The organism is uncultured Holdemanella sp. (assembly GCF_958348295.1).
Taxonomy (GTDB): domain Bacteria; phylum Bacillota_I; class Bacilli_A; order Erysipelotrichales; family Erysipelotrichaceae; genus Holdemanella.
This window is the reverse complement of sequence record NZ_CATVYQ010000018.1, coordinates 21,195-36,193: the sequence shown is the minus strand read 5'-3', so window position 1 is coordinate 36,193 and position 14,999 is coordinate 21,195. Positions and strand designations below refer to the sequence as shown.

Sequence of the window (14,999 nt, the reverse complement as noted above, 5' to 3'; positions counted from 1 at the left end):
AAATCCCTATGACTTTTAAAGGTTGATTTATCCCTATCTAGTTTTATATATTCGTTAAGCCTGGATACAATTTTATATCCAGGCTTTAAATCGTATTGCAGTTAAAAATACGATGTTTTTGTATTGAACAGAACTTTCATATTACGCTAATATTTTCTATCTGGTCTTATAAGAGCCAGATATTTTTTTATTCTTTTCATCAGTTCTTCTGTACCCATTCATTTTCTTAATTAAAGCCTCATATTTGTTATGGCAGTAGATAGATTTACTATGTAATTTATTACGCGTATATCATGGAGTATCAAAAAGAATATTGCCTCTGTATTATTGTGAATACAAGTATAGATTTAATCACAGAAAGCGCAGATTCATTATGAATAAAATCAAGGATTATATTACACAGTTTAAAGTAGCCATTAAAAAAATGATTCGTGATTTTGTGGAACAATATGCCATGGCTAGAGGACTTGAAATTTTCTAGGGATGTCAGATGGGTACTTACAAAATAATAAATATACTATATAGTTGATTATTCATTGCTTATTAAATTGTTTGTTATAGAGATAAAGAATTCTTTTGACCATATGTTAAGAACACGAATCTCTTTGATAAATGGAATGACATCTTCTTTTGCTTGCACATAACCAATTTCTTGAAATCGAGGGATTCACATATTTTTTATATCATCACATGTAATCGTATTATTTTCATTTATTTGCATAAATTAGTAATTTATTTGCACAAATTAGTGGATTTTAAACGGGGGGGGGGGTAGACTTGTTAATATACATAAAATACTTTATATAAAGTATAAATGAACAGATTCAAAGCTAATTTAGATGTTAAATTGTCTAGAGAACACTGTTGTAAGCGCATACGATACGATGTAAAATTATTACAACCCATTAAGTGATTCTCAGAATTTAATTAGAACAATTTTAGAATATGAAGTATGTGCTTATATAACTTTATGTTTATATAAGAAATAGTATTATGAGGATTAAAAATGGGTTTGTTAAGTGATATTAATATTGTATAAAGATTCTTTTATACAATGTTAAGATTGTAAGCAGTGAATATAGCTGTGGTTATATGTTATGAGAAATCAATAATATTTTAATTTGTTTGTACAAATTAGTAGTGTTGTTTGTATTTTTTATTTTCATTTATTTTTTTAAAAATTTAACATATAACCAAAAATGTTTAAAACGTACTAAATACGTTGGATTAAGACACTTTAATTGAAATAAATATAACCGTTTAAAATATTTCAAAAAAAGCGCTTGCAATCGATTTTACCTTTATGTAAAATACATGTGCTAAATTTTAGTTGTACTAATGTATTTATAACATTGTAGTTAGATTTGTTTAAGATAAGGTAGAAATGCATATATCAACTAATTAACAAAAGATGATGTATGCTCATCTTAACATAATCTTAATGTGTGGATAGGGATATGGATAAGAAGGATTTAAGACATTTAAAACGAAAAGAATTGATTGACTTGATTGATAAGATGCAGACGGATAGTGATCTTGTGTCTAATGAAGAGGTCAAGGAAGAGCTTAGTCGTTTAAAAGAGAGAGAAAGATATTTAAAAAAAGTACAGAAGACATTGAGTATACTTGTTGTCGTGGCTGCTATTTCTGTATTGGTGGCAACACTTTGGATGCCAGTACTAAAGATTTATGGTTCGAGTATGGATCCGACTTTAGAGAATGGGCAGATCGTAGTGTCTATAAAAACTAAAAAATTAAAGTCGGGTGATGTTGTAGCTTTTTGGCAGGGTAATAAGTTATTGGTAAAGCGTGTTATAGCTAGTCCTGGTCAAAAGGTGGATATAGATGTGAATGGAAAGGTGTTTGTGGATGGCAAGGCTATTTCAGAATCCTATTTGGATAGTGAGTCACTTGGAAATACAGACATAGACTTTCCACATCAGGTAGAAGAGTCTCGATGGTTTTGTATGGGTGATAATCGCGAGAGTTCGATTGATTCAAGAAGTGCTGTAATTGGAGATGTTTCAAAAGAACAAATTGAGGGTAAGGTATTATTTTCGGTTTGGCCTTTAAATAAAATTGGAATTGTAAAGTAATAGAAAGCAGGTGAGATTGTGCAGGAGTATTTAAGGCGTTTATTACAAGACAAAGCGCGCTTAAAAAAATGGAAAAAGATCATGATAGCACTTTCGTGTATTGTGGTCGTATGTACTGTATATGCACTATCTTTACCTGCTCAAACATTAGCTTGTGATAAGGAAGAGCATACGCATACGGCTGAGTGTTATGATGAAAACAATGAATTGATTTGTGAAAAGGAAGAACATACGCATACGGATGATTGTACTAAACAAGAAGAAGTCAATGAAGCAAATGAAGCAAATGAACAAGAAGAAAGTACCGTTGTCAAGGATGAGCCGGAAACAGTGAGTGAAGAGGTTTTGACTACAAATAATGAATTAATATTAAATAATCAATCTGAATATAAGTACTCAGTTTCAATGATGTATAAAGAGAAAGGTGTAGAAAAACAGTTTCCAAATAATGCAAGCTCATATCCGGATGATCTAAGCTTAAAAATAAAATTAAATGTTACAGATATTCCGCTTCAAGATTTAAAAGATAAATATAATCGTTCTTTTACTTATAATCTTCCGAAATTTTTCAAAATTGCTCAAACCGGACCGAAAGATATTCTTGATAAAAATGATAATAATCATGTTATTGGTAACTTAATTATTTCAGATGGAAAGGTTGTTGTTACTTATAATCAAGGGATTTTTAACAATATAACGAGTGAACATAAACTTAGTGGTGATTTTGAAATCGAAGGTTCAATGAAGTTGGCTTCGCTAGATCCAAGAAGTGGGAAAACCAATTTTGGTACTCCTTCTGGAAATATTCAATTAGATTATGGTTCTGACTATATTCAACGATATGGAAATGTAGAATTAGCAAAATCTCATACAAAAGTAGGTTCGAGTGACTATATTGATTATACAATTGAAGTTAGGGCTGGAGCAGAGGGATGTAAAGACTTGGTTGTAGTAGATAAGTTTACCCAGAATAAAAACTTAGTCACTTATGAAGGGATTACAACGGCTGAAAAAGTATTAAATGGTAAAGAAAATAATTATGATCCATATGAGGAAAGACATTCTGATGAAACTGCAGGAAAAATATATTTGACAAATGCAGATAATTCTGAACAGAAGATTCCAGAGTTAAATGAGCCTGGAAGTTTTGTATGGACTATTGGTGATATGAAGCCAAATGAAATTCGTAAATTACATTATTATGTAAAATTATCAGATGCTCCTGGTGTTATAGAGACTAGAAATAATCAAAACGTAAACAATACAGCAATTGTTTATGCAAGGGGAAATGGAAACAACATATTTAAGAAGGCTGAAAAGACAGATCTATTTGAAACTAAATTAAATAAATCAATGAATAAGACTGTTTTGCCGAGCAAAGACGGAAAGAGTTATATAAGGGATACAGATGGGAATTATACGATAAATTATAAACTTGAGTTTACTTCTACTACGGATAGTAACTATCCATTAAAGGACTTTGGTTTCTGGGATTATTTAAGTAAAACAGATGATGATATTACTACAAATGGTGATATTACTTATGTAAAGGATTCAATCAAATTGTTTGAAAAGAAAAAGGGAAGTAGTAAGTATACTGAAATAAACAAAAACAATTTTAATGTAGAATGGGCATCAAGAAATAGTTCAGAATATTCGGTTGATTGGAATGTAAATCGGCTTAGTTTTCATTTAAAAGGAAAAGATGGCCACCCAATCACTGTGAATCCTGGGGATTCTTATTATGTAACGTATAGTGTTAAGGTAAAGCCTGAAGTATTTGCGAAGATGCAAAGTGATTCGGTACCAATAAAAAATAGTTTTAGCGTGAATTCATCAAATGCGACACAAAAGGATGGTGCAAATCAAGGATTTATAGCTTCTAGCGACATTAAAACAGTTAATTTGGATGATTATAAATGGGTGAATAAGACTCAAACGGAGATTACCAAGGATACTCCGATAACTATGAGTGGGAAAAGGTATAATGAGAGTTTCGAAGAGGATAAAGAAACGACTACTTTTACAGTTCCCAAAGATAGTTATAAATATGAGGTTATAGTCAATAAAACACATGGATTATGGGATGTCACAAATGCTACTCTTCAAGATTCGTTTAGTTCAAACGAAATGGCTTATGTGGGTTATGCAAAAATTAGCGCTCATGATGAAAAAAGTGGAAGTGATCAGACTCCTGTCTGGCTAAAAATTGATGGCAAATCAAGTTTTTCTATTGATTTAAAGAGAATAGGATTTAATAAAGAAAACACTTATTCATATACCATTGAATATTATGCAAAACCTAAAGATTTACGTATGGTTAGTCAAGTAACTGTTACAAATACATTTGCGTTGAATGGAACTGTAAAAAAAGGAAATGATCCATTTACTTTTGATAGAGTGAATTCTTCTTCTAGTGTTACTCTTGTGGGTGATTATAATATTGGGACTTCAAAGTACTCTTGGTATTATGAGAAACCAAAAGAGGATGCTACGTATTGGAAAAATGGAAAGCTTTATTGGGTTATTGAAGTGAGTGGTTCTGGTATCAAGAAAGATACTAAGATTACTGATTGTATATCAAGTGATAGTAATCTTGAGGATCATTTTTTACATAGTGATCCTCATGGAAATGATGATTCGATTGTTGGAGTCTATTTGAATAATGATAATCCGTCTACATGCTATAAGAATTTTGAAGAATATAGTAAAACACATACACCAGAGAATATAGGTAATTATTTCGATATTGAATATAACAAAGGTAAATTTGGAAATATTGCTTCTGTGGCTAGTCAAGACTATGGTAAATTGATATTGACTGCTAAAAAGAATATAGATCTTAATCAAAAAAATATGTATATTGTGATTCAAACAAAGCCTTGTAACTTACCGCGTGAGTATCGTAAGCCTCTAACGTATAGAAATGAGCTTTGGAAAAAAGATCCTGGTGAAAAAGATACCAAAATAGAAACAGCGGATAAAAAGCTTTATTATGGTGGAGATATTTTAAAAGAGTTAGGTCAAGTATTTACTTATGATGGTACGAAGGTCGTTACAGATAGATCTGTTGGTGGTAAGGATATTGATTGGCAAGACCCTACAAGTAAAATATCTACAGAGTTATTAGAAAATAAAAAAGGTGTATATGCTTCATGGGCATTTAAACTGAATTATGCGGGTGAATTACAAGGTGATTATCGAGTCGAAGAACAAATTCCAGAAGGAATGGATCTTGCATATATTCGAATTAAATGGCATGGTCAAAATGCTTCGGATGTACAATCTACAGTAATTTCAAATTTAGGAAATGACTGGGATAAAATAGAAAATACTTCAACAAATGATAATGGTAATTCTCAGCCAACAACTTATTATGTGAGCAAAGACAAGAGAAGGGCATTGATTCAATTAGGTAGCTTTACTGCTAGTAAAGAAGAAGATACATATTCAGTTGATGTGCAGGTTGTTTGTAGAGTTACAGATTCACAGGTGTTGCTTGATGGCAATAGTCAAACATTTACTAACAATGTGACTCTTCTAAATAAAGATGGTTCAAAAACTATTGCGACTGCAAAATCGAATGCGACAATTCAAAAGAATAACTTAGAAAAAAGTCATGTTGAGAATGGAAAGAAAATTAATTATACAATTGTTGTCAATCCATTAGGCCAGAATCTACCTTCAAACGCAAGTGACAATAAACTTAAATTAATAGATGAATTAAGTAATACTTTAGAATTGGATTTAGCTTCTATTCAAATAGAAGGCGATAACAACAATATCGATAAGAGTTTTGATAAAGATACCAATACTTTAAAAATAACTGTTCCAAATGAACAAAGGGTTGCGATTAAATATACAGCTATAGTTAAAGCTGCGCCAGGTAAGCCGGTGGATCTAACTAATAAAGTTTATTGGGAAAATCATTCAATTAATGGTGGTAAAACGGATACTATTAATGAATATTCGTATAGTTTTAATGCGGCTGGTACATCAACAATTACCAGAAAGCCAGATTTAACAATTACTAAAATGGATGCTGATACGCTTAATACGATGAGTAATGTTAAATTTAAGGTTTATGAATGTGAATTAAATAATGGAGAGATTCAGCGTGTTCAACCTGAAAAAGAGGAAGATGGAACAACTGATACGAATGGTACTTTTACACAGACTAAAGAATTCAATAAAATTTATGAGGTAAAAGAAATAGAAACTCCAAAAGGATATGTTGAAAACAAAGAGTCAAAGTACATTATGTGTGTTAAACAAGATGCGTCTGGACATTTATCAGAAGATGTACAAGCATATATAGATTATTGTAATTCTAAACAAGATTCGAAATATACATATGTAGATAATGTAAGTGATTTTAAATTAACTATATCTAACGTTCAAAAGGGTATTATGGTTAAAAAGCAATTTACAAACAATGCTGCCGAAACTGATAAAAGTCCAGTGAGTGGTACTTATAAATTTGGATTGTATGGTAATGCAGAAGGAACTGGAGATCCATTACAAACCATAGATATTAAGTATGGTCCTAATGATACTGGTGTTAAGTCTGCAAAATTTAGAAATCCAGATAATCTAGACGAAACATATTATGTTTTCGAATTAGATAATAAACAACCGATTTCAGCTTCTAGTGAAGCTAATATAAATTCAATGCAATATAAAGTGGTTTATGAAAGCAACTCAAAAGACAACTCAAAAGCTACAAATATTGCAAAAGTCGGTGATACGGTTACCGTGACAAACAAAAGCCGTACAAAAATACTACCTTCAACGGGTGGTACTGGAAACCTGATTTACAGGATGTCAGGAACAGCCCTAGTGGTTGTAGGAGTGATAAGCCTGTCAATTATAGATAAAAAAAAGAGAAAAAAGAAAGTAGGAGAAAGTAATGAAATTAATTAAAAAGATTGCAGCCATTATGTTTGCGTTCATGATGGTATTCTCATTAAGCACAAACGTGAAGGCAACTAGTGGTTCACAGATCGATGGTAACAACGGTACAATTACAATCAATAAAGCCATTGATGGACAAGAGTATAAAATCTATAAGATTTTTGACTTAGAGAGTTTTGATACTGAACCAACACCAGATGGGGCTTATTCATATAAAATCACTGCAGCATGGAGAGAATTTTTCACGACTGGATATGGTAAAGACTATGTAACTGAAGAAAATGGTTATGTAAAATCAAGCCTTAAAGAATCTAATGCTGCTGAATTTGCTCAACAAGCTTTAGCGTATGCGCACCAGAAAGGAATTCAACCAACAGATCGAAAAGAAGCAGCAAATAAAAAAGTTGAATTTAGTCATTTACAATATGGATATTATTTAGTTGATTCAAATATTGGAGCTCTTTGTGGTTTAACTACAACAAAACCTGATGCTACAATTGATGAAAAGAATGGGGTGCCAAATGTTGAAAAGAAAGTATTGTATAATGGACAATATGGATCTGATAGTTATGCTAGTATTGTTTTGTTGTAAAATTTGAAACCAATATATATGTAAAAAAAGGTGCAAAGAACTATGTGTTACATGATCAAATGCAAAAAGGGCTAAAATTAAATGAAAATTATAATGAAGGTACTCAATTAGCCGCTACAACATTGCAAATGTATGCTATTTATGATGATCCAGATAATCCTGAAAATGATTTTTATGATTTACTAAAGGACGGTACACACTACGATCTTAACAAAAATGATGACGGTTTTACTGTTACTTTTAGAGAAGATTTTTTAAAAAGCCATGAGAATTTAGATTATAATATTTTTGTATCATATTCTGCTACTTTAACAAAAGATGCTGCTATTACATTCACTAATAGTAATGTAGAAGCAAATGAAAATAAAACTTGGTTAACATATGGTAACGATAATACGTCTAATGATGCAAAAACATATACATATACATTTGGTGTACCTGTATTTAAATATACAGGTGCAAAAAAACCACTTGCAGGTGCACAATTTACATTGTATGGCAAAGATAATGTTACTCAAATTGAATTAATTCAAACTGATGACATAAATGGAGTTCCAACTTATCGTAAATTTATTAAAGGGGATAACAATAAAGATAAAGTAACGAATATTAAAACTAATGCAAAGGGTAAATTTAATATAACTGGTCTAGATGTAGGTACATACTATCTTGAAGAAACAGAAGCACCTAAAGGGTATAATCGATTAACAGATAGAATAGAAGTAACTATTTCAAAAGATGTTGATGGAGCTACATTTGTTAGATTGTTACAAGGCACTTCTGACACAGATGTAATTAATGTAGAAAACAACACTGGTACATTACTACCTTCTACTGGTGGTATGGGTACAACACTAATCTATTTGATTGGTGGTGCATTAGTACTAGGTTCTGGATTTGTTTTGGCTAACAAAAAAAGAGCGAAAGCTAAATAATTGAATGAATTTACGTTGTTGAGGGAATGTTCTACATTCTCTTAACAACAGTAAAAAGAGGATTGTAGCGAATGTTTGTTACAGTCCTGTTCTTACTGTTGTTGAATAAAAAGGATAAAGGATATGAAACGGATCAGGGAAATTGTAGTCGTCTTATTTGTTTTTGTGTTTGTGTTATGTGATAGTGTAATCGCAAATGGTATGGGTGGATCGATTATTATTGATAATGCGATTGATGGTGAGATGTATACGATTTATAAGATGCTAGATTTGGAAAGCTTTGATGGGGATAACTATTCTTATAAGATTTCTTCTGAGTGGGATGAATTCTTTGATTCTGGTGATGGTCGTTTCTATTTTGATGTGAATTCGAATGGTGGTGTAGCTTTTGTTGGGGATGAGCAGAGTATGGATTTGGTTGCTCAAAGGGCATTGGCTTATGCGAAATCTCATGAGAGTATTACGAAAAAAAGTCAACGGGCAGTTGGAGGTATTGTTGAGTTTAAAGATTTAGATTTGGGTTATTATTTAGTGGATTCAAGTGTAGGGGTTCTTTGTGGTTTGACTACTACGAATTATGTGGTTCGTGTTGAAGAGAAGAATGAAAAGCCTACTTTATCGAAGTATGTGAAGATGGATGGTACGGATTCTTTGGGTAAGTACGCTACGGCTGGTATTGGTGATGTGGTGTATTTTACGAGTGTTATAAGGAATTTTAAAGGTGCTGAAAATCTTGTGTTTAAGGATGAGATGGAGAAGGGGTTATCGTTAAATTTGGATTCAATTGTTGTTTCTTTGGTTAATGATAATTTGATTATAGATTTAAATGAAAATGAGCATTATAGTGCATTGGATTTAGGAAATGAATTTGAGGTTTTATTTACTTTTGATGGTTATAGAATTTTAGAAAATCATTGTATGGATTGTGATATAAGAATTTCGTATAGTGCCATTGTTAATAAGGATGCATGTACTAATAATGCGAATGTGGCTAGTTTGAAATATGGTGATCATCTTGTGTCATTATCGGATAAGGTGAATGTTGGTGTATTGAGTATTCCAGTGTTTAAGTGTTCGGTGAATAGAGTTGGGCTTGAGGGTGCTGAGTTTAGTTTGTATACAAGTGAAGTGGATGCATTGAATGATGTGAATTGTATTCGTTTTATTGAAACAAAGGATTCTAATGTGTTTCAAAAGTCTGATTTGGGTCAGGGTCTTATAAAGACGGATCGTAGTGGTCGCTTTGTTCTTTCCGGTTTGAAGTCTGGAAGGTATTTTCTTAGGGAGGTTCAAGCTCCTAGAGGATACAATAAATTGAGTGATGTTGTTACTGTTGTGGTAAATCCAGTTCTTGGTTCTTCAAATGAAATTATGGGTCAGTCTTTCCTTGTTTTTTATGGCATGAATGTGGGTAAGGCTGAGGTTGAGGTTGAAGTTCAAAATCAAAGTGGTAGTTTATTACCTTCTACGGGTAGTGTTGGAACATGGTCTATTTATTTAATTGGTTTTGTATTTGTGCTTGTTTCGTTTGTATTATATAGAAAGTTTAATGATTAGTTTTTTGTTGTTAGGGGAATGGATTGTAAGATGAAGAAACATATTTCAACTATAATTGCGATACTTGTTTTTGTGACTGGCTTATCGTTGTTATTGTATCCTACTGTTAGTAATTATTGGAATTCTTTGCATCAAAGTCGTGTTGTGGCAAATTATTCGGATGCTTTGGCTAAGATGGATCAAAAAAAGAAGCAGGCTGAGATTGATCGGGCTGTTGAATATAATGCTGGGTTAATAAATAATGGTGGTCGTTTTACTCCAAGTGATTCTGAGCTTAGTGAATATAAGAGTCTATTAAATGCGGATGGTACGGGTATGATGGGGTATGTTACGATTCCTAAGATTCAGGTGAAGCTTGCGATTTATCATACGGTAGATGAGTCTGTATTGCAGGTAGGCGTTGGTCATTTAGAGGGTTCGAGTCTTCCTGTTGGTGGTGCTAGTACGCATTGTGTTATTTCATCTCATAGAGGTCTTCCGAGTGCAAAGTTATTTACGGATTTGGATAAGCTTAAAAAGGGAGATTATTTTTATTTACATGTATATGATAAGGTGCTTGCATATCAAGTCGATAATATCGCGATTGTTGAGCCGAATGATTATGGTTTATTAGAAATTGAAGAAGGTAAGGATTTATGTACATTATTTACTTGTACGCCTTATGGTATTAATACGCATCGATTACTAGTTCGTGGACATCGTGTAGAGAATATGATGGATGAGAAGAATTTAACGGCAGATGCTGCGAAGGTAAATCCTTTGGTTGTGGCTAGTGTCATTGGTTTGATTTTGTATGGTATTGGGTATGTTGTATATCGAATGAAAAGGAAGGGAGTGTAGGTGATGAAAAAAGGAATTTATTTTATATTCATTTCGTTATTGTGTTGTCTTTTACCTACAACTCTATTCGCAAAAAGTGATTTGATGAATTTGGATGTTTCTTGTCCAGTATCAGATATGCAGGTTTCTTTATATCGAGTAGCGGATGAGAATTATAAATTGACAGGTGTATTTTCAAATTATTCTGTTGATTTAAAACAAGATGTACAAGGGGCTGCCAATGCATTAGAGAATCGTATTTTAATGGATGGCATTGAGGCAGATGCTTATGCGACTTCTGATTCTTCTGGTAAGGCTGGTTTTTCTGGTCTAGAATCCGGTATTTATTTGGTGGTAGGAAAAGAAGTTGAATCGAATGGTGTATTTTATATGCCACAAGTATCCTTAGTTTCTTTAAGTGGTGATTTAAGTGTGGATTTAAAGTATGAGACTAGTAATAAGGCGAGTCGTATTCATGTATTAAAGGTATGGAAGAAGGATAATAAGAAGTCTCGTCCTAAATCGATTGAGGTATGTTTATTAAGGTCAGATGGTATAGTGGTTGATAAAGTGAAATTAAATTCAGATAATCAATGGTCTTATACTTGGGATTCTCTTTCAACTTTATATACATATAGTGTAATGGAAACAAGTGTTCCTTCTGGCTATAAAGAGAGTTGTTATAGGGAAAAGGATAGTGTTGTTTTAACAAATACGGGTAGTTATACGGATAAGAAGAAAGAGAAAAAGGATGATGAGCTTGCTTTCACGGGACAGTTATGGTGGCCAGTTCCTGTTTTATTGTTTGTTGGACTTGTTTTATTTGGCTTAGGACGCCAGTTGCGTAATGAGAAATAAAATAGGAAGAATCATATATTGTATAGGTATCGTTTGTATAATTCTATCGTTATCTTTATGTTCTTATAATGTCTATGATTCGTTGCGTTCTTATTATGTTTCAAAACATATGATGAGTGAGTATCATACTTTAAAAACTTCTTCAGGAGAAATACCAGACTACGTATTAAATCCAGATATGGAAATGCCTGAACAAAAAGTGGATGGAATACCTTGTGTTGGTATTCTTGAAATTCCTAGTTTGAATTTGAAGCTTTGTGTAACAAGTACATTTAGCTATGAATATATGAAGAAACTTCCTTGTCGATATTATGGAAGTATTTATAAGAATAATATGGTAATTGCAGCTCATAATTCTTGGTTTCATTTTGGTAGGTTAAATACTTTACATAATGGTGACAAAATCATTTTTACAGATGTGAATGGAAATAGTTTTGAATATGGAGTGGATGCGATAGAGGCTCTTAAACCAAATAGTGTGGAGGCTGTAACAAATGGTAAATGGCCATTAACTCTATATACTTGTACGTTGGATGCGCAGTATAGGGTGGTTGTAAGGTGTAAGTGATAGATAAAAAAAGGATGGTTTTATAATAATGATTATTCAGTTTATTAATTTATTGGTGCAAAATTTAAATGAAATCGGCTATATTTTTGCTTTATCTATGCAATTTGTTGCATCTTGTTTGCTTTTTAGAAATGTTTTCAAAGGGAGAAATGTTATAATCAAAGATTTTTTTAACAATGTATCTACTACAACTAATTTAGAAGACAAACCAGAATACAATAAGAATGATTTTAAAGAAAAATTTTTAGAAGCATATTCTAATAGTTGGGCATTATTCCTTTTTATATGTGGTTTTATTCTTAGAATATTTGTATCCAAAGGTGATTTAAGTTTTTGGCAAATTGTTTTGTATGTTATTGTACTATCTATATTATTAATTAAAATAGTTTTTAAATATTTTGTAGATGCTAAAGCGTCTAAAAATGTTGAAAAGCATGTAACTTATGAGGAACTCGAAGAACTGGGTATAAAAATGCATAAAATCAGCAAATTGGAAAATGAAGAGAATGTACATTCAAGCGATAGTAAAATAAATGATAGTAGTAATAAAAATGATTTATATTTAATGAAACTAAATCATGCTTTAACTTTATATAAAAGTATAGAATATTCTGATGAAAAGCAAATAAAAAATGTGAACCTATATAGAAAAATTAAGTTTTATGCAAAACAAATTTTTAAAGCCTTTAAAGAATCTTTAATATGCCTAAGTATAACATTTACTGTATATGGAATAGTTATATTAATTTTTATGTTAGCTAAAGATCCAAAATTAGAAACTATTATTTCAGTATGTATATTTGCATTGGTTCTTAGAATGTTTGATATTAGCTTTGATAAAGTTGATGAAGGTGTGCACAGGGTATCGAAAGTTGATAAAGAGTTGTACGAAATAGCTTTAGATATATATGATCAATTATGTTTGGACCAAGATGATCAAGATAAAAGGAAATTAAAGGATTATATGGAAAGACGATTTCTAAATCAAAAATGACATGAATATCTAAATTTTTATTAGCAATCAAATTATTTATTGAAACATATAAAGTAGAATCTTATCTAGGTGATCTTTGTGTAGTTAATTTGTATGGAGTTAGGTGAATTTGCTCTCCAGGATTTTAAAGGGTGATATATACCTCAAAATGGTTTATAGCTGATATTGGGCTCGGACAACATTTAGGTTTACCACCAGGCACATATTTAGATGTACACGAATAGAGACTATAACCTTGTTTCGTTTTTTTGATTGTGTGACCAGGAGAACGGAACTTTTCGACCAAGTCAGGATAAGTAACATACCTTTTCGTAACAATAATGTACACCAATACACTATTAAAGTGCATAAAAAAATAAGTAATCTTAAATCACTAAAATTTGAAGATTATTTCATGCGTAATCATTAAAAGCAAAAAATGGCCCTGGACTTTAATGATATATTGTGTATAATATAAATGAAGGTAGAAATACCAGAAGCGGTGTACCCTACCAAAACCAAGTGGGAGCGAAAAAAGCGGTGTACCCTACCAAAACCAAGTGGGAGCGAAAAAAGCGGTCAATCCTTTTTTGGATTGACCATTTCTTTATTTTAGGAGTAGTTATGTGGCAATTAAGAGATAATAGAATTGTTTTAATTAGAATTTCAATGGAATATACTGATTTTTTACGTAATACTATTGATTCTAAAGTTCCGCTAGAACATATGGGCAGTGATAATTTTCCCAGACCATTTATTGGTATCTTAATTATGAATAATGAAAACCAGTTTGTAATCCCATTGACATCACCAAAGGCAAAGCATGCTAGAATGAGCAATGGCCTGGATTTTCACAAAATAAATGGTGGGGAATACGGTGCTATCAATTTTAATAACATGTTTCCAATTATAAATGATGATAGGATTTATCAAATTATTGATACTGGATTCAACTCCGATTGTTCGGAAGCAGAATTACAATATAGAAACTTGGTTAGAAACCAATTAACTTGGCTAAATTTGAGTCATAACAAAGCTTTAGTATTAAGAAAAGCAGAAAATTTATATAACTTATATATATCTGGGGAATTAGATGAAAAAGTCAAAAGAAGATGTTGCAATTTCATAAAATTACAAGAAGAATATATGAATTACCAATTATAAATTTGTAATAATTTTCTTTGCATTTTTTGATATTGCATATATTAAACGAAGATGAGAGCTTTATACTTTTCATCTTTTTTAATTCAATTTTTTCACTAAGATTAAACAAAGAATTGTTACACCTAAATATGTTATTTGTTTATAAGCACACTGTTACAGGAGAATACTTATGAAAAAATTTAAGCATTTACCACATTCTTTACAAATATATCTTTGTGTTCCATCTTTTTTATGGTCATATTTTATAAAACCATTAGATCCACAGAATGGATATTGTTTTATGTCTAAAGAATTTATAAATTCAATTTCAAAAATAGATGATGTTGCATGTTTAGCGTCATACCAATCTTGAACAGTATTTTCTACAAGAAACTGTCCTTCAGATTTTTCAGAATCTTCAGACCAAGTAAATGAATGTAAAGATGGATACTTTCTACGTTCTTTTCGTATTCATTTGTGTTTGGCGGTTCGGAGTTTCACGAGATGAATAACTAGAACCGCCAAGTTCCTCTTGATGATTATT

General features: G+C 31.5%; 11 protein-coding genes. All 11 read left to right on the top strand.

Features of this window, described 5'->3' with window-relative positions; genetic code table 11:
- Positions 1 to 1,457: 1,457 nt before the first annotated feature.
- Positions 1,458 to 2,096 (top strand): signal peptidase I, encoded by a 639-nt coding sequence (gene lepB, locus Q3907_RS04915; RefSeq protein ID WP_301897521.1) that lies wholly within the window; start codon positions 1,458 to 1,460, stop codon positions 2,094 to 2,096.
- An 81-nt stretch (positions 2,097 to 2,177) separates the two neighbouring features.
- A complete protein-coding gene (locus Q3907_RS04910; protein ID WP_301897520.1) occupies positions 2,178 to 7,019 on the top strand; it encodes a prealbumin-like fold domain-containing protein in 4,842 nt (1,613 codons plus the stop codon).
- A complete protein-coding gene (locus tag Q3907_RS04905; protein WP_301897519.1) occupies positions 7,006 to 7,602 on the top strand; it encodes a hypothetical protein in 597 nt (198 codons plus the stop codon). The genes Q3907_RS04910 and Q3907_RS04905 overlap by 14 nt, the downstream gene beginning before the upstream one ends.
- 44 nt (positions 7,603 to 7,646) lie before the next feature.
- Positions 7,647 to 8,537: a SpaH/EbpB family LPXTG-anchored major pilin gene (locus tag Q3907_RS04900; RefSeq protein WP_301897518.1), complete on the top strand. Its 891-nt coding sequence runs from the start codon at positions 7,647 to 7,649 to the stop codon at positions 8,535 to 8,537.
- A 123-nt stretch (positions 8,538 to 8,660) separates the two neighbouring features.
- Positions 8,661 to 10,094: a SpaA isopeptide-forming pilin-related protein gene (locus tag Q3907_RS04895; RefSeq protein ID WP_301897517.1), complete on the top strand. Its 1,434-nt coding sequence runs from the start codon at positions 8,661 to 8,663 to the stop codon at positions 10,092 to 10,094.
- A gap of 30 nt (positions 10,095 to 10,124) precedes the next feature.
- Complete coding sequence (locus Q3907_RS04890) at positions 10,125 to 10,934, top strand: class C sortase (protein WP_301897516.1); 810 nt, start codon at positions 10,125 to 10,127, stop codon at positions 10,932 to 10,934.
- 3 nt (positions 10,935 to 10,937) lie between these two features.
- Complete coding sequence (locus tag Q3907_RS04885) at positions 10,938 to 11,771, top strand: Cna B-type domain-containing protein (RefSeq protein ID WP_301897515.1); 834 nt, start codon at positions 10,938 to 10,940, stop codon at positions 11,769 to 11,771.
- Positions 11,761 to 12,339, top strand: a complete 579-nt coding sequence (locus Q3907_RS04880; RefSeq protein WP_301897514.1) for a sortase — start codon at positions 11,761 to 11,763, stop codon at positions 12,337 to 12,339. Before Q3907_RS04885 ends, Q3907_RS04880 begins: the two co-directional genes overlap by 11 nt.
- A gap of 28 nt (positions 12,340 to 12,367) precedes the next feature.
- Complete coding sequence (locus Q3907_RS04875; RefSeq protein ID WP_301897513.1) at positions 12,368 to 13,333, top strand: hypothetical protein; 966 nt, start codon at positions 12,368 to 12,370, stop codon at positions 13,331 to 13,333.
- A gap of 603 nt (positions 13,334 to 13,936) precedes the next feature.
- Positions 13,937 to 14,476 carry a type III toxin-antitoxin system ToxN/AbiQ family toxin gene (locus Q3907_RS04870; RefSeq protein WP_301897512.1) on the top strand — a complete coding sequence of 180 codons (540 nt, stop codon included), beginning with the start codon at positions 13,937 to 13,939 and terminating at the stop codon, positions 14,474 to 14,476.
- Between the two features lie 169 nt (positions 14,477 to 14,645).
- On the top strand, positions 14,646 to 14,828 hold the full coding sequence (locus Q3907_RS04865) for a hypothetical protein (RefSeq protein ID WP_295647313.1): 183 nt from the start codon (positions 14,646 to 14,648) through the stop codon (positions 14,826 to 14,828).
- The last annotated feature ends 171 nt before the right edge of the window (positions 14,829 to 14,999 follow it).